Consider the following 16529-nt stretch of genomic DNA (forward strand, 5'->3'; position numbering starts at 1 on the left):
CGAATTCACCTGAGTTTTGGGCGGGGCGAATGAGCCAATTGTTTCGTCTTAGGAAACGCGACCTGTCCAAAAGGATAGTTTCGGCACCCTACCCAGCAACCGCAGATTGAAATAACTGTGAATTGCCGGGGGGTTCGTGAAAAACTGTTTCACGCAGAACACCCAAAACCGTTCCGTTTACCTTGTGTCAGAATGTTGCCTGAATTCGCGCCCGATTGTCTGCAACCTGTGCAAAATCCGAATAATGGACGTCGATCGTTCCGGATTTGGTCAACAAACTCGAATCGATTCGAGAAAAATTCGATCGTTAACGGTTTTTCAGGGATTTCTGGTGCCGGTGGAGAGACTCGAACTCTCACGATGTTGCCATCGGCGGATTTTGAATCCGCTGCGTCTACCATTCCGCCACACCGGCCAGCGCAGACCGTCTAGCGCCCGGTCAGGGCGGCGTCAACGGCCCATGGTTGACCTGCGCCCCGGATTAAGGGACTAAGGTCAAAACAAGGGCACCGAGCAATGATCCGCAGCCTGTATGACTGGACGCTGTCGCTGGCGAACCACCCGCGCGCGCTTTGGGCGCTGGCGCTGATTGCCTTTATCGAAAGCTCGGTCTTTCCGATCCCGCCGGATGTGCTGATGATCCCGATGATCATCGCCGCGCCGCGCCGTGCCTTCCTGATTGCGACAGTCGCCACGGTGTCGTCGGTGCTGGGCGCGCTACTGGGCTATTACATCGGCGCGGTGCTGTTCGATACGGTCGGCCAGCCGGTGCTGGATTTCTACGGCAAGGGCGAGGATTTCGCGGCCTTCGCAGACCGCTACAACGATTGGGGCGCCTGGGCGGTTCTGATCGCAGGGGTGACCCCCTTCCCGTTCAAGGTGATCACCATCGCGTCCGGGGCCACGGGCCTGTCGATCCCGGTGTTCATCATCGCCTCTATCATCGCGCGGGCACTGCGGTTCTTCATCGTGGCGGTGCTGCTTTGGAAATTCGGCCCACCTATTCGTGATTTCATCGAACGTCGGTTGGGGCTTGCCTTTACTGCCTTCTGCGTCCTTCTTGTGGGCGGTTTCATCCTTGTGAGGTATCTATGACCCGGACCCGACTGATCTTTCTGGCCGCTGGTGGGTCATTCGCCCTGCTGGCCGGGGCGTTCCTGTTTCAGGCGCTTGGCTGGGCGCCCTGCAAGATGTGCCTGTGGCAACGGTATCCGCATGGTGCGGCAATCGGGATCGGGGCGCTGGCGCTGTTGGGTCTGGGCTGGCGCATCCTGCCTTGGCTGGGCGGGCTTGCGGCGCTGACGACTGCCGGGATCGGCGCCTATCATTCGGGCGTCGAACAGAAATGGTGGGATGGTCCGGCAAGCTGCTCGGCCTCTGGCGGGGCGCTGGACGGGCTGTCGGGCGCATCGCTGTTGCCCGGCGCGGCGATGGATGCCCCTGCCCTCGTGCTGTGCGACACCTTCACCCCGTTCCTCTTCGGCCTGTCGATGGCCAATTGGAACACAATCCTGTCGGCGGGCCTTGTCGTTCTCTGGCTGATGGCGGCGCGGCGGGCCTAACGGCGCGCGGCGCGGCGGGTCGACAGAAGAAGGTTGGTTTCGGACCGGGTCACGCCCTCCAGCTTGCGGATGTCGAACAGCACCTGATCCAGCGCCTCAAGCGTATCGGTCCCGATCTCGACAATCAGATCCCACGTCCCGTTGGTGGTGTGCACGGCAACGACCTGCGCCATGCCCGTCAGGCGTTGGATCACCTTTTCGGTGCCCCGCCCCTCGATCTCCAGCATCATCAGCCCCCGCACCGGAGAGGCTGCGATATCGTTGCGGGTCAGCACGGTGAACCCGGCGATCTCGCCGCTTTGGGACAGGCGGGCGATCCGGGCGCGGACGGTTGTCCGGGTCACGCCAAGATCGGCGGCAAGCTCTGACAGGCTCGCGCGGCCGTCGCGTTTCAGGGCGGCCAGCAGGCGCTGATCCAGTTCGTCCATGATGGGCATCCGTTTTGATCACTCCGCCCCCCTTTTGATCCTTTTGCCTGCTTTTGTCATCCCCGAAATGGCTAAAGTATAAGGCATGGAACAGACTCATATCATCTTGATCGGGGCCCCGATGGACAGCGGCAAGCGTCGTCGGGGCTGTCTTATGGGGCCGGACGCCTATCGGACCGCCGGCATCGCCGAGGCGATTTCAGAGCTCGGGCACAGCGTGACCGACATCGGCAATGTGGTGCCGGACAGGGTGACCGACGCCCCGGTCCTGAAGAACCCGAAGGTACATGCACTGGCCGAAACCATCGGCTGGACGCAGGCCCTGATGCGCAGCGCGCAAGAGGCCGCGCCGAAAGGGCTGCCGATCTTTCTGGGCGGCGATCACGCGCTGGCGCTGGGTTCGGTCGCCGGAATGGCCGCCCACGCACAGGCGCAGGGGCGGCCGCAATTCGTCTTGTGGCTGGACGCGCATAGCGATTTCCACACGCCCGAAACCACCGGCTCCGGCAACCTGCATGGCACGCCCGTCGCCTATGTCACCGGTCAGCCGGGGTTCGATGGCTTCCCCGCCCTGCCCGCGCCGGTGCCCACCGAAAACGTCTGCATGATCGGCCTGCGGTCGGTCGACGGGGCGGAAAAGGCGGCGCTGGAGCGGCTGGATGTCTCGCTTGCCGATATGCGGACCATTGACGAGGTCGGGATCACCGCGCCGCTGACCGCCTTCCTGAACCGGGTCGCGGCGGTTAACGGGATGCTACATGTCTCGCTCGACGTGGATTTCCTTGACCCGACCATCGCGCCCGCCGTGGGCACGACCGTTCCGGGTGGGGCCACGGTGCGCGAAGGTCATCTTGTGATGGAACTGCTGCATGACAGCGGGCTTGTAACCTCGCTCGACCTTGTGGAACTGAACCCCTTCCTCGACGACCGGGGCAAGACCGCCAGCCTGATGGTCGACCTGACGGCCTCGCTTCTGGGGCGGCGCATCTTTGACAGACCGACGCGGAGTTTCGCATGACCACCCCTTCCGATCTGGCCCTCGTGCCCTTCGTCTCTGTCGATCACATGATGGGGCTGGTGCATCACATCGGCATCGAACAGATGCTGATCGACCTCGCCGCCGAGATCGAGGCGGATTTCAAACGGTGGGAGCTGTTTGACAAGACCCCGCGCGTCGCCTCGCACAGCCCCGTCGGGGTGATCGAACTGATGCCGACTTCGGACGGCGAGATGTATGGGTTCAAATACGTCAACGGCCACCCCAAGAACACGCGCGAGGGGTTGCAGACCGTAACCGCCTTCGGGCTTTTGGCGGATGTGAACACCGGTTACCCGAAACTTCTGACCGAGATGACGATCCTGACGGCGCTGCGCACGGCGGCGATGTCGGCGCTGGCGGCCAAATACCTTGCCCCCAAGGGCGCGCGGACGATGGCGATGATCGGCAACGGGGCGCAATCGGAATTCCAGTGCCTTGCGTTCAAGGCGAACTGCGGGATCGACACGGTCCGGCTGTATGACGTCGATCCCAAGGCGACGCTGAAATGCGCAACGAACCTGCGGGGAACGGGCCTGACGGTTGTATCCTGCGACAGCGGCGAATCCGCGATGGAGGGGGCCGAAATCATCACCACCTGCACGGCGGACAAGCAATATGCCACGATCCTGACCGACAACATGGTCGGTAGCGGCGTGCACATCAACGCCATCGGCGGCGACTGCCCGGGCAAGACGGAACTGGCCGCACCGATCCTGCACCGGTCCGAGATTTTCGTCGAATACCCGCCGCAGACCCGGGTCGAGGGGGAGATCCAGCAGCTGGACCCTGACCATCCGGTGACAGAGTTGTGGCAGGTGATGACCGGTGCCGCCGAAGGCCGCCGCGACGCGCGGCAGATCACCCTGTTCGACAGCGTTGGCTTCGCGATCGAGGATTTCAGCGCCCTGCGCTATGTCCACCGGGCGATTCAGGCAACGCGGTTCTTTACCAACCTGGACATGCTGGCCGATCCGGATGATCCGCGCGACCTGTTCGGGATGGTGGCGCGCGCCGCACCGGGGGCGGTGGGTTAAAACCCACCTTACGTTCAGGGGCGCTGCCCCTCCGGCCCTGTCGGGCCATTCACCCCGGGATATTTTTGACCCAAAGAAGGAGGCTGGACTGAGGTCCTTTCTTCTTTGGGTAAAATATCTCCTCTAGGGACCACGAATTGTCAGGTGGGGGGCGAAGCGCCCCCGGGTAAGGTGGGTCTTGACCCACCATCCCCTAATGGTAGCGGAATTCGCCCACCACGTTGCGCCATTCGCCCGGACGGATCAGTTTTCGGTGGGTATAGCGGACTGAATGCAGCGGTCCCTCGATCTCTTCCCGCCAGAAGGAAATGAACCCCAGCAACCTGTCGTGATCTGGTGCAAGGTCGTAATCCTGCCAGATGAAGGTGTTAAGGACATGCGGATGGTCGGGCATGTGATAGTAAAGCTCTGCCGTGGTCAGCCCGTATCCCTTCAGCATCAATTCGGTTTCGGTGGTCATATCGCCCCCTTTCTCTGCCTGATGAGAAAATGAGAGCACAACCATATTAATTGTCAATTAAAACAATCTATTAGCAGCCAAGCCCTGCGGCTGCCAAACTGGGTGGGCTTATGGCGTTGCACCCCATATCCGGGGTCTGATATAACACCGCAAACAAGATATAGCAGCCTTTGGGCAGACAGGCGGACGACGTGAGCGATACCCCGGAAACCCCTGAAAACGAAGAAGAAAAGCCGATCCCGCGCAGCACCTGGGAGGGGCCTAGCATCTCGATCACCTCCGAGATGAAGACCTCGTACCTTGACTACGCGATGAGCGTGATCGTCAGCCGGGCCATTCCGGACCTGCGCGACGGGCTGAAGCCGGTGCACCGGCGCATCCTTTATGCGATGCATGAAACCGGCAACACGCACGACAAATCCTACCGCAAATCGGCCCGCCCCGTGGGCGACGTGATGGGGAAATATCACCCCCACGGCGACAGCGCGATTTACGAGGCGCTGGTGCGGATGGCGCAGGATTTCTCGATGTCGCTGCCGCTTCTGGATGGTCAGGGCAACTTCGGGTCGATGGACGGCGATAACGCGGCCGCCATGCGCTATACCGAGGTGCGGATGGACAAACCCGCGGCCTATCTGCTGGCCGATATCGACAAGGACACTGTCGATTTTCAGGACAACTACGACGGCAAGGACCGCGAACCGACCGTCCTGCCCGCCCGTTTCCCGAACATGCTGGTCAATGGCGCGGGAGGCATCGCCGTCGGCATGGCCACCAATATCCCGCCCCACAATCTGGGCGAGGTGGTGGATGCCACGCTTGCGCTGATCGACAACCCCGATCTGTCGTCCGAAGACCTGATCCACTATGTCCCCGGCCCGGATTTCCCGACCGGTGCCATCATGCTGGGCCGGTCCGGTGCGCGGAAGGCCTATCTGGAAGGGCGCGGGTCGGTCGTGATCCGTGCCAAGACCCATGTAGAGGAGATCCGCAAGGATCGTTGGGCCATCATCATCGACGAAGTGCCCTATCAGACCAACAAGGCCACGATGATCGACCGCATCGCCGAAGCGGCGCGGGAAAAGCGGATCGAAGGCATCGCCCATGTGCAGGACGAGTCCGACCGCAACGGCGTGCGCGTGGTCATCGAGCTGAAGCGGGACGCGACCGCCGAGGTGGTGCTGAACCAGCTGTTCCGCTTTACCCCGATGCAGACATCCTTCGGCTGCAACATGCTGGCGCTGAACGGGGGGCGGCCGGAACAACTGACCCTGCGCAGCTTCCTGACCAATTTCATCGACTTCCGCGAAGACGTCGTGGCCCGCCGGACCGCGTTCGAACTGCGCAAGGCCCGGGAACGCAGCCATATCCTCTGCGGTCTGGCCGTGGCCGTGTCCAACGTGGACGAGGTGGTGGCCACGATCCGGTCGTCCCGCGATGCGGCGGAAGCCCGTGAAAAGCTGATGACCCGCCGCTGGCCGGCGCATTCCATCGTCGAATATCTGAAGCTGATCGACGATCCGCTGCACCCGGTCAATGACGACGGCACCTATAACCTGTCCGAGGTTCAGGCCCGCGCGATTCTGGACCTACGCCTGCAACGCCTGACCCAGATCGGGGTCAAGGAAGTTACAGACGAGTTGGAAGAGCTGGCAGGCAAGATCAAGGAGTTCCTTGCCATCCTCGCCAGCCGCGAACAGATCATGGGGATCATCGCCGATGAGCTGCGCGAGGTGCGCAACCTTTTCGCCGTTCCCCGCCGAACCGAGATTGTCGACTGGTCAGGCGACATGGACGACGAAGACCTGATCGAGCGCGAGGATATGGTCGTCACCGTCACCTCGGGCGGCTATATCAAACGCACGGCGCTGGCCGACTTCCGCGCCCAGAAGCGCGGCGGCAAGGGCCTGTCGGGGATGCAGACGAAAGAAGAGGATGTGGTCACCACCCTTTTCGTCGCCAACACCCATACGCAGCTGTTGTTCTTCACCACCGACGGGATGGTTTACAAGCTGAAGACGTGGCGGCTGCCGCAGGGCGGGCGCACCGCCAAGGGCAAGGCCATCATCAACATCCTGCCGATCCCGCAGGGGGTTTCCGTGGCGGCGATCATGCCGGTCGACCGGCCGGAAGAGGAATGGGACGACCTGCAGATCGTCTTTGCCACCTCGGCGGGCGATGTGCGCCGCAACCGGCTGTCGGATTTCACCAACGTCATGCGTAATGGCAAGATCGCGATGAAATTCCCAGAAGGCGAAGACATCACGCTGGTCAATGCGCGCATCTGTTCCGAAGATGATGACGTCATGCTGGTCACGAATTCCGGGCGGGCGATCCGCTTCCCAACCACGGATGTCCGGGTCTTTGCGGGCCGGTCGTCGACGGGGGTGCGTGGCATCCGCCTGCAGGGCGATGACAAGGTGGTGTCGATGTCCGTCATTCGCCATTTCGACGCCGAGGCGGATGAACGCGCCGGCTATCTGAAGATGCGCCGGGCCATGGCCGGGCTTGCCGATGATGCCGAGGTCGAGGACGAAGACGCCCCGGCTGGTGCCATCAGCCAGGACCGCTATGCCGAGATGTCGGCGGCGGAGAACCTGATCCTGACGATCACCGTAGGCGGGTCGGGCAAGCTGTCCTCCAGCCACGATTACCCGGTGCGGGGCCGTGGCGGCATGGGTGTGGCCGCAATGGACAAGGCCATGCGGGGCGGCGACATCGTGGCCTGTTTCCCGGTCGAGATGGCGGATCAGATCATGCTGGCCACCTCGAAGGGGCAGTCGATCCGGGTTCCGGTGGAGGGCATCAGCTTCCGGTCGCGCAGCGCGGGCGGCGTGCGGGTGTTCAACACCGGCAAGGGCGAAGAGGTCGTCAGCGTGGCATGGATCGCCGATCAGGGCGATGAGGACGGGGCCGTCGCGCCCGACGCGACCGACGGTACCGAAGAGTAATCTGGCGACGGCCCTCTGCGGGCCGCGTCAATCTGCGTAGGTGGTGAATGCTGGCCCCTTGCCGGTGTTGATGTTAGAATTATTGAATTGGAAATAGATTGTTATGATGGGGAAGATCATGAAAATCAAAAATCTGGCCGGTCTTGCGGCCACCACGGCTTTGGTTTCTGCGGGGGCTGTCTGGGCCGACAGCGGGTCCAATAGCTTCAGCGGCTACTACGGCAATTTCGATCGTATCTTCGACGATTACGGAAGCGCCCAAGTGCTGAGCTTCGGTCTGGAACGCGAATATGACTTTGGCAATGCCATCGTCTTTGGCGGGCTGGCCCACACCGAGTTCAGCGGAGATATCAAGGCACGGGGCTTTTCGTCCCTGAACCTTGGCGCCGCTTATCGGATCACCCCTGAAATCGCGGCTGGTGCCGAAATCTGGACCTATGCAGACGATTGGGGCAACTACAGCGATCTTGGGCTTTTTGCGCAATATGATGCCGGGTCGACCCGCGCGGCGCTCTATGTCCAGACCAGCCTCGACAATGACGGGCCCTTCTATGGCGGTATCTACTCGGAATTCATGCCCACCCCGGATCTTGATCTGCGGGTGTCGGCCGAGTTTTCGGAGGGCCGCGGGGTCGAGTGGATCCAGCTGGCGGGCGACTACCAGATCGGTCAGTTCAGCCTGACCGGCGCCTTCAGGACCGATCCGGAATACACCGATTTCAACATCACCTCGCTTGGCCTTGGCTATCAGGTGAACGATCAGCTTGATGTCGATTTCCGCTATACCTGCTTTGACGATGGCCCCTTCTATCGGGAGTCGATGTCGGTCGGCGGGTCCTATGAGCTTGGGACCGGTGTGTCGCTGGCCGCCTATTTCGGACGCGAGCAAGGTGGGTTCGGGCCGACGCTCAACACCTTGGGGCTGGAGTTCGAATTTGAAACCGGCAAGCGTGGGGTGGTGCATCATGACCTGATGCAGCAATCCTACGATGACATTTTCCGCGGGTTTCCGATCTTTATCTTCTGAAGGTCGGACCAAGACAGACAGCGGGGCGCCAAGTGGCGCCCCGTTTTCGTTCTGGTTCCCTTGCGTGGGAACAATGCGCCCGCTACATGCCTCACATGACACAGGTACTTCATATCGTGGGCGGCGGCATGGCCGGGTCCGAGGCGGCATGGCAGGCGGCAAAGGCCGGGGTGCGCGTGGTGATCCACGAAATGCGCCCCAAGGTCGAAACCTTTGCCCATCGCACCGGGAACCTGGCCGAGATGGTCTGTTCAAACTCGTTCCGGTCCGACGACAGCGAACAGAACGCGGTCGGCCTTCTGCATTGGGAAATGCGGCAGGCGGGCGGGATCATCATGGACACGGCCTATCGCCACCGGCTGCCCGCCGGCGGGGCGCTGGCGGTGGACCGCGACCCGTTTTCCGAAGATGTGACCGCCGCGCTCAAGGCGCTGCCGAATGTTTCGGTCTCCTATGAAGAGGTGACAGAGATTCCCGATCAGGACCACTGGATCTTTGCCACCGGGCCCCTGACATCCCCCGCCCTTGGCGAGGCGATCCGCGCGGAAACCGGGGCTGAAGCGCTGGCCTTTTTCGATGCCATCGCGCCCATCGTGTACTTCGACAGCGTCAACATGAACGTGGCCTGGATGCAGTCCCGCTATGACAAGGGCGAGACCGAGGAAGAGCGGACGGCCTACCTCAACTGCCCGATGACGAAGGACCAGTATGAGGCATTCATCGACGCGCTTCTTGCCGCGGATAAGGCCGAGTTTCACGAAGGCGAAACCGCGGGCTATTTCGACGGTTGCCTGCCGATCGAGGTGATGGCCGAACGCGGACGCGAGACACTGCGCTTTGGGCCGATGAAACCGATCGGGCTGACCAATGCCAATGATCCAACCAACAAGCCCTATGCGGTTGTCCAGTTGCGCCGCGACAACGCTCTGGGGACGCTCTACAACATCGTCGGGTTCCAGACCAAGATGAAATATGGCGCGCAAACCTCTGTTTTCCGGATGATTCCGGGGCTTGAGGATGCGCAATTCGCGCGCCTTGGCGGCATCCACCGCAACACTTTCATCAACTCGCCGACCCTGCTGGACGATCAGATGCGGTTGAAATCGCGGCCCAATATCCGCTTTGCCGGGCAGATCACCGGGGTCGAGGGATATGTTGAATCCGCCGCCATGGGTCTTTTGGCCGGACGTCTGGCCGTGGCCGAACTGCAGGGGCGCGCCGTAGCGCCCGTGCCCGCGACGACGGCGACCGGGGCGCTTGTCACCCATATTACCGGCGGCGCGGATGCGAAGACTTTCCAGCCGATGAACGTGAACTTTGGCCTGTTTCCCCCGGTTGACGGGTTGAAAAGCGGACGGCGCGGGCGCAAGGACCGCTACAAGGCCTATACCGACCGGGCCAAGGCCGACTGGAAAGGTTGGCTGGACGCGCAGGCGTGATCACCCGCTTTGCCCCCTCGCCGACCGGCCCGCTGCATCTGGGCCACGCTTACGCGGCGATCTATGCGCATGACATGGCGCGGGCGGCGGGCGGACAGTTCCTGTTGCGGATCGAAGATATCGATCAGACCCGCGCGCGGCCCGAATGGGAACAACAGATCTATGACGAGCTGACCTGGCTCGGGCTGACATGGGATGGATCGGTCCTGCGGCAATCCGACCGGATGGACCGATATGAACAAGCGCTTGTAAGGCTATGGGATATGGGCGTTTTATATCCCTGCACCTGCAATCGGCGCGATATCCTTGCCGCCGTGGCCGCGCCGCAGGAAGGCGGATTGATCCTGACCGGGCCGGACGGGCTGATCTATCCGGGCACCTGTCGGCCCGGGACCGCGCCGGTTGGTCCATTGCCCCGGGACACCGCCCTTCGGTTGAACATGAAGGCCGCGCTGGATCATATTGGGAAAGAAACGTTTTCCTTCTTCGAATGTGGCGCAGGCCCGGCCGGAGAGCACGGCGAAATCACCATTTCCTACGATGCGTTGGTTGAGGCCGTGGGTGATGTGGTTCTGGCCCGGCGCGACATGGGCACGTCCTATCATCTGGCGGTGGTCGTCGATGATGCCGATCAGGGGATCACCGATGTGACCCGCGGCGCCGATCTGTTCGAAGCGACGAAGATACATGTTGTTCTTCAATCGCTTCTGAGCCTTCCTTCACCCGACTATCACCATCACCGGCTGATCCGCGATGACAACGGCAAGCGGCTGGCCAAACGGGATGACGCCCGCGCGATTGCCAAATACCGCGCCGAGGGTGCATCCCCGGAGGATATCCGGCGGCTTGTCGGTCTGACGGAATAGGTGGGTTGAAACCCACCTTACAAGGTTGCCCCAAAGTATGGTGAGTCTTGACCCACCGTTCCCGTCAGCGCTCCGGCGTCATCAATTCCAGCTCTGCCCCGTCCCGCACTGCGGTATAGAAACAGCTGCGCCGGTTGGTGTGGCAGGCCGGGCCAGTCTGATCGACAAGAACCAACAGGCAATCGCGGTCGCAATCCACGCGGAAATCGACCAGCCGCTGCACATGGCCAGAGCTTTCCCCCTTCACCCAGAACGACTGCCGCGAGCGGCTCCAATAGGTGACCTTGCCGGTCTCAAGGGTCCGCGCCACGGACTCGGCATTCATCCAGGCCATCATCAGCACCTCGCCCGAACCATGATCCTGCGCGATCGCGGGGATCAGCCCGTTGGCATCATACTTTAGGCTTGCAGGGTCGAAAGACATGGGATTTCCCTTTTGTATCCGGGCGTCGCACCCTATCTAAGGGGGGAAATCACGAAGGGCAAACCGCCATGTCGTCCGACGCCGACCTGATCAAGCTTTATTCCGGCCGCATCCTTGCACTGGCCGCCGAGATGCCGCGGACCGAAAGGCTGATCGCCCCGGATGCGACCGCGCGCAAGCGGTCGCCGCTGTGCGGATCGACGGTGACGGTCGATATTGCGCTGAAGGACGGCAAGATCGTCGATTACGGACAGGATGTGAAGGCTTGCGCCCTTGGACAGGCGGCGGCAGCGGTTGTGGGTGCCAGTATCGTTGGTACGACCCGCGACATTGTCCAGAAGGGCCGTGACCAGCTTTATGCCATGCTGAAGGAAGGTGGCCCCGCCCCCGATGCGCCCTTTGACGGGCTTGCAGTTCTTGAACCGGCGCGGGACTACAAGAACCGCCATGCGTCGATCCTGCTGGCCTTTGACGCGACCCTTGCCGCGCTGGACGAAGCCGCGGCCAACGCCTGACCCGACGCCGAAAAAAGAAACCGCCGCACATCCGGGACAGGATGGCGGCGGCAGGCAGAGAGTGTTCGCGTGGGACCCGGTGACCGTCCGATTGGGGAGGCAGACCCCGGTGATGACTGGGACAGGCAGTTCAGTCTGGCATCGCAGTTTGGGACAGGCGATGCGGGGACGGACCGGCGCGAAACTCCGGGCAGAAACTCAGAACATTCCCGGCAACCACAGGCCGGCATAAAGAAGAACGATCAGGGACACCGCGCCCAGCATGTCGCTGATCAGCGTGTCGCGGCTGCGGGTGATGCTGGCTTTGATCTCTTGGGCCATTGGGGCGTCTCCTGCTCTGGTGTTCTCTTTGTTGCCCCTTTGTTCTCACATGGTTAACGCCGTGTAAAGAACTTTATGAGAACATTAGTGAACTTTTTGGAACATCCAGAGCGGGGACTCCCCTAACCCACTGATATCAAACGGATTGCCCGATCCTGTTCCATCAGCCAAAGAAGCGTCCGCGCGGCCTGTCCCCGCTCGCTCGTCAGCCCGGGATCGTCGTGCAACAGTTTTCGCGCGTCGGATTGGGCCATCTGCATGACCGAGGCCTGCCGTTCCAGATCGGCCACCCGGAACCGGGGCAGCCCGGATTGGGCGGTCCCGATCACATCGCCCGCGCCGCGCATGGCAAGGTCTTCCTCGGATATGCGGAACCCGTCCTCGGTCTCGCGAAGGATTTCCAGCCGCCGACGCCCACCTTCGGTCAGGGGCGGCTGATACATCAGCAGGCAGGTCGAGGCGGCGGCCCCGCGCCCGACCCGGCCCCGCAACTGGTGCAACTGCGCCAGCCCGAAATGTTCGGCCCGTTCGATCACCATGATCGAGGCGTTGGGCACGTTTACCCCCACTTCGATCACCGTTGTTGCGACCAGAACGGATGTCTCTCCGGCGACGAACCGGGCCATGGCCGCGTCTTTCTCGGACGGGGGCATTTGCCCATGGACCAGGCCCACGACCCCCTCGCCAAGGGCGGCCCGCAGTACCTTGAACCGTTCCTCGGCGGCGGTCATGTCGCTGACTTCGCTTTCCTCGACCAGCGGGCAGACCCAATAGGCCTGACGGCCCTCGCCCACGGCGCGGCGCAGGTGGTCCACCACCTCGTCCATCCGGCCGGTGCTGACCAATGCGGTTTTCACCGGGGTCCGTCCGGGCGGCTTTTCGTCCAGTACAGAGACATCCATGTCGCCATATTGGGCGAGCGACAGGGACCGGGGGATCGGTGTGGCGGTCATCACCAACACGTCCACGGCCATCCCCTTGGCCCCCAGTTCCATCCGCTGCGCCACGCCAAAGCGATGCTGTTCGTCGATTACCGCCAGCCGCAGGTCATGGAATTCAACGTCCTTCTGGAACACGGCGTGGGTGCCCAGTAGGATCTGGATCCGCCCCGCTTTCAGCGCCTCCAGCTTGGCCCGACGCTCCGTGCCCTTATCCCGGCCCGTCAGCAACTCGACCACAACGCCCGCCGCCTCGGCCAGCGGCCTCAACCCATCCAGATGCTGCCGGGCGAGGATTTCGGTCGGGGCCATCATCACCCCCTGCCCGCCTGCTTCGACCGCGATCAGAAGCGCCATCAGCGCGACCAGCGTCTTGCCCGCGCCGACATCCCCTTGCAGCAGCCGGTTCATCCGGGTCTCTGCCGCCATATCCGTTGCGATTTCGTCAACCGAACGGGTCTGGGCGCCAGTGGGGCTATAGGGAAGCGCGGCCAGAACCTTGCCCCGCAGATGCCCGTCGCCCGTGCTGGCCCGTCCTTTGCCCCGCCGCAACTGTTGCCGCGCCAACGCAAGGGTCAGCTGATGGGCGAACAATTCATCATAGGCCAGCCGCTGCCGCGCCGGATCGTGCGGCGACAGGTCGACCGAGGATTCAGGCGCATGGGCGGTGACCAGCGCCGCCCGCCAGTCTGGCCAGCCTTCGCGCGCCTTCAGGGCGGGGTCGATCCATTCGGGCAGGTCCGGGGCCAGCGCCAGCGCCGAGCGTGTCGCCTTGAACATGGTCTTTTGCACCACGCCGGAGGTCAGCGGATAGACGGGTTCATACGGCGGGATCTGATCCCCCTCCTCGACCGGCAGGATGTGATCGGGGTGCGGCATCTGCGCGATCCCGTCGAACAGCTCGATCTTGCCCGAAACAATCCGCCGTTGCCCGGTCGGCAACACCTTTTGCAGGTAGTCGCCACGGGCGTGAAAGAACACCAGCTGGAACTCTGTCTCTGCGTCCGTGACGTGCACCCGATACGGCCGCCCCTTTGTGCGCGGCGGATGGTGCATCCCCACGGTCACCTCGACCGTGACGGTCGCCGGGGCCACAACCTCGCGGATCGTGGCGCGGCGGCGGCGGTCGATCCCGGAATGTGGCAGGGTGAACAGCAGGTCGCGGGGTTTCCCGACCTCCAACTGGCCCATGTGCTGCGCCGTTTTCGGGCCCACCCCGTCCAGCGCGGTCAGCTCGCCGAACAGCGGCCAGAGGATTTCGGGCCGGCTGCTCATGCGTCCCCGATCAGGGCAAGCCAGCCGTCTTCGTCGATCGTCTCGACGCCGAGGTCGGCGGCCTTTTTCGCCTTGGACCCGGCGCCCGGACCGGCGACCAGAAGGTCGGTCTTGGCACTGACCGATCCGGCCACCTTGGCGCCGAGCGCCTCGGCCCGCGCTTTTGCCTCGGCCCGTGTCATCTTTTCCAACGTGCCGGTGAACACCACCGTCTTGCCCGCGACGGGGCTGTCGGTTGCGCGTGCCTCGGGCGGGATTGGGGTCAGATGGGACAACAGCCGGTCGATGGCGGCCCGTTCGTCGGGGTTGGCCAGCGCGTCCGACAGGGACAGGGCCATGACCGGGCCGATGCCATCGGCACCGATCAGGTCGGACCATGCGGCGCTCGCGTCCTCGGGAATGTCCTGTCCGGCAAGGGCGGCCACGCGGGCCTCGGCGACCCGGGCACGGCGGTTCTCCATCGTAGCGGCGGCACGTTCGGCCTCTGCCGCCTCGTCCGCGGCACGATGGGCCAGCGCGGCAGGGCGTGCCGTATCGAGCGCGGTCGCCAACGCCTCCCAAGTTGTATAGTGGCGGGCCAGATCTTGGGCGGCGACTTCGCCCACATGCCGAATGCCAAGCCCGAAGATCAGACGCGACAGGGGAATTTCCCGTTTTTCCGCAATGGCTTGAAACAGGTTCTTCGCGCTGGTTTCGCCCCAGCCCTCGCGGTTTTTCAACTGCTGAAGCCCAGACCCAAATCGGTCCTCCAACGTGAAAATATCCGCCGGTTCGGCGATCCAGCCGTCCCCATGGAACTGCTCCACCTGCTTTGCCCCCAGCCCTTCGATGTCAAAGGCCGCGCGGGAGACGAAATGTTTCAGTTTTTCAACGGCCTGCGCAGCGCAGATGAGGCCCCCGGTGCAGCGACGGACCGCGTCGCCCTCCTCGCGAATGGCGGGAGAGCCGCAGATCGGGCAGGTTTCGGGGAAGACATAGGGCTGTGCCCCGTCGGGCCGTTTGGTCAGGTCCACATCGGCGACCTTGGGGATCACGTCACCCGCGCGGTAGACCTGCACCCAATCGCCCACCCGGATGTCCTTGCCACCGCGGATTTCGCCCCCGTCGGCCCCGCGCCCGGCGATATAGTCTTCGTTATGCAAGGTGGCATTGGACACGACGACGCCACCGACGGTGACCGGATGCAACCGCGCGACGGGCGACAGCGCTCCGGTGCGGCCAACCTGAATATCGATCGCCTCCAGCCGGGTCCAGGCAAGTTCGGCGGGGAACTTATGGGCGATGGCCCAGCGGGGCGTGGTCGACCGGAACCCCAGCCGCGCCTGAAGCGTCAGATCGTCGACCTTATAGACCACCCCGTCGATGTCATAGCCAAGGGTCGCGCGCTGGTCTTCGATGGCGCGGTAATGGGCGATCATTGCTTCCGGGCTGTCGCAGAGCCGGGTCAGCGGGTTTGTCTGGAACCCAAGGTCGGCCAGCCGCTCGATCGCGCCCATTTGGGTGTCGGACAAGGGCGTGCTAAGCGCCCCCCATGCGTAGGCAAAGAACCGCAGCGGCCGGGCGGCGGTGATTGTCGCGTCAAGCTGGCGCAGCGATCCGGCGGCGGCATTGCGCGGGTTGGCAAAGGTCTTGTCGCCCTTCTCGGCCTGACGAGCGTTCAACGCCTCGAAATCCGCATGGGCCATATAAACCTCGCCCCGGACCTCCAGCACCTCGGGCGCGCCGGTCAGGGTCTGGGGAATATCCGCGATGGTGCGGGCGTTGGCGGTGACGTTTTCGCCGGTTTCGCCATCGCCGCGCGTTGCCGCCTGCACCAACGTGCCGTTTTCATAGCGCAGCGACAGCGACAGCCCGTCTATCTTGGGCTCGGCGGTGTAGGCCAGCAGCGCGTCGGGCCCGAGGCCAAGGTAGCGGCGGATGCCCGCATCGAAATCGGTGATGTCCGCGTTTTCGAACGCATTCGACAGCGACAGCATACGCACCGCATGGCGGACTTTGCCGAACCCGTCTGCCGGGGCGGCGCCGACCTGTTCGGACGGGCTGTCTTCACGCTTCAGGTTGGGAAATCGCGCCTCGATCGCGGCGTTGCGCAGTTTCAGTGCGTCGTAATCCGCATCGCTGATTTCCGGGGCGTCATCGCGGTGATAGGCGGCGTTGGCGCGGGCAAGGGCCTCGGCCAGGTGTGACAGTTCGGCCCGGGCCTCCGCCTCGGTCAACCTGTCCACCGGCTGCGTCCCTGTCCGGTTTTCC

15 protein-coding genes and 1 tRNA gene are annotated in these 16529 nt (G+C 63.1%); 9 read left to right on the forward strand and 7 right to left on the reverse strand.

Going from position 1 to position 16529, the window contains the following annotated elements; translation table 11 throughout:
- Positions 1–329 precede the first annotated feature (329 nt).
- Positions 330–415, reverse strand: a tRNA-Leu gene (locus tag EU803_RS06880).
- A gap of 101 nt (positions 416–516) precedes the next feature.
- Here EU803_RS06880 and EU803_RS06885 point away from each other — a divergent pair.
- Together EU803_RS06885 and EU803_RS06890 are read left to right on the forward strand one after the other, a co-directional pair.
- The gene (locus tag EU803_RS06885) at positions 517–1095 is read left to right on the forward strand and encodes a YqaA family protein (RefSeq protein ID WP_129681113.1); all 579 of its coding nucleotides are present in this window, start codon (positions 517–519) and stop codon (positions 1093–1095) included.
- A complete protein-coding gene (locus EU803_RS06890) occupies positions 1092–1562 on the forward strand; it encodes a disulfide bond formation protein B (RefSeq protein WP_129681115.1) in 471 nt (156 codons plus the stop codon). Before EU803_RS06885 ends, EU803_RS06890 begins: the two co-directional genes overlap by 4 nt.
- Here EU803_RS06890 and EU803_RS06895 read toward each other — a convergent pair.
- Positions 1559–1990, reverse strand: coding sequence for an Lrp/AsnC family transcriptional regulator (locus EU803_RS06895; RefSeq protein ID WP_129681117.1), 432 nt, complete (start codon positions 1988–1990; stop codon positions 1559–1561). The two genes, EU803_RS06890 and EU803_RS06895, sit on opposite strands and share 4 nt — an antisense overlap.
- 85 nt (positions 1991–2075) lie before the next feature.
- On the opposite strand from EU803_RS06895, the gene rocF reads away from it, so the two are divergent.
- On the forward strand, positions 2076–3008 hold the full coding sequence (rocF, locus tag EU803_RS06900) for an arginase (RefSeq protein WP_129681119.1): 933 nt from the start codon (positions 2076–2078) through the stop codon (positions 3006–3008).
- The gene (locus EU803_RS06905) at positions 3005–4063 is read left to right on the forward strand and encodes an ornithine cyclodeaminase (RefSeq protein ID WP_129681121.1); all 1059 of its coding nucleotides are present in this window, start codon (positions 3005–3007) and stop codon (positions 4061–4063) included. Before rocF ends, EU803_RS06905 begins: the two co-directional genes overlap by 4 nt.
- A gap of 193 nt (positions 4064–4256) precedes the next feature.
- Here the strand turns inward: EU803_RS06905 and EU803_RS06910 are convergent, their stop codons facing one another.
- Positions 4257–4523: an usg protein gene (locus tag EU803_RS06910; RefSeq protein WP_129681123.1), complete on the reverse strand. Its 267-nt coding sequence runs from the start codon at positions 4521–4523 to the stop codon at positions 4257–4259.
- Between the two features lie 191 nt (positions 4524–4714).
- Between EU803_RS06910 and gyrA the strand changes: the two genes are divergently transcribed.
- The 4 genes from gyrA (at position 4715) to gluQRS (ending at position 10806) form a co-directional block, all read left to right on the forward strand.
- On the forward strand, positions 4715–7474 hold the full coding sequence (gyrA, locus tag EU803_RS06915; protein ID WP_129681124.1) for a DNA gyrase subunit A: 2760 nt from the start codon (positions 4715–4717) through the stop codon (positions 7472–7474).
- A 118-nt stretch (positions 7475–7592) separates the two neighbouring features.
- Positions 7593–8501: a hypothetical protein gene (locus tag EU803_RS06920; RefSeq protein WP_129681126.1), complete on the forward strand. Its 909-nt coding sequence runs from the start codon at positions 7593–7595 to the stop codon at positions 8499–8501.
- A gap of 95 nt (positions 8502–8596) precedes the next feature.
- On the forward strand, positions 8597–9940 hold the full coding sequence (trmFO, locus tag EU803_RS06925; protein WP_129681128.1) for a methylenetetrahydrofolate--tRNA-(uracil(54)-C(5))-methyltransferase (FADH(2)-oxidizing) TrmFO: 1344 nt from the start codon (positions 8597–8599) through the stop codon (positions 9938–9940).
- Complete coding sequence (gene gluQRS, locus EU803_RS06930; RefSeq protein ID WP_129681614.1) at positions 9937–10806, forward strand: tRNA glutamyl-Q(34) synthetase GluQRS; 870 nt, start codon at positions 9937–9939, stop codon at positions 10804–10806. Before trmFO ends, gluQRS begins: the two co-directional genes overlap by 4 nt.
- A 64-nt stretch (positions 10807–10870) precedes the next feature.
- Here gluQRS and hisI read toward each other — a convergent pair whose 3' ends face one another.
- Positions 10871–11230, reverse strand: coding sequence for a phosphoribosyl-AMP cyclohydrolase (hisI, locus tag EU803_RS06935; protein ID WP_129681130.1), 360 nt, complete (start codon positions 11228–11230; stop codon positions 10871–10873).
- 68 nt (positions 11231–11298) lie between these two features.
- Here hisI and EU803_RS06940 point away from each other — a divergent pair, with 68 nt between their 5' ends.
- Positions 11299–11745 carry an iron-sulfur cluster assembly scaffold protein gene (locus EU803_RS06940; RefSeq protein WP_129681132.1) on the forward strand — a complete coding sequence of 149 codons (447 nt, stop codon included), beginning with the start codon at positions 11299–11301 and terminating at the stop codon, positions 11743–11745.
- A gap of 198 nt (positions 11746–11943) precedes the next feature.
- Here EU803_RS06940 and EU803_RS18865 read toward each other — a convergent pair whose 3' ends face one another.
- The 3 genes from EU803_RS18865 to ligA all read right to left on the reverse strand — a co-directional run bounded on the left by EU803_RS18865 (position 11944) and on the right by ligA (position 16495).
- Positions 11944–12066 (reverse strand): hypothetical protein, encoded by a 123-nt coding sequence (locus EU803_RS18865; protein WP_277985703.1) that lies wholly within the window; start codon positions 12064–12066, stop codon positions 11944–11946.
- 122 nt (positions 12067–12188) lie between these two features.
- Positions 12189–14279: an ATP-dependent DNA helicase RecG gene (recG, locus tag EU803_RS06945; protein WP_129681134.1), complete on the reverse strand. Its 2091-nt coding sequence runs from the start codon at positions 14277–14279 to the stop codon at positions 12189–12191.
- A complete protein-coding gene (ligA, locus tag EU803_RS06950) occupies positions 14276–16495 on the reverse strand; it encodes an NAD-dependent DNA ligase LigA (RefSeq protein WP_129681616.1) in 2220 nt (739 codons plus the stop codon). The genes recG and ligA overlap by 4 nt, the downstream gene beginning before the upstream one ends.
- Positions 16496–16529 lie beyond the last annotated feature (34 nt).

The organism is Loktanella sp. IMCC34160, assembly GCF_004145845.1.
GTDB lineage: Bacteria > Pseudomonadota > Alphaproteobacteria > Rhodobacterales > Rhodobacteraceae > SELP01.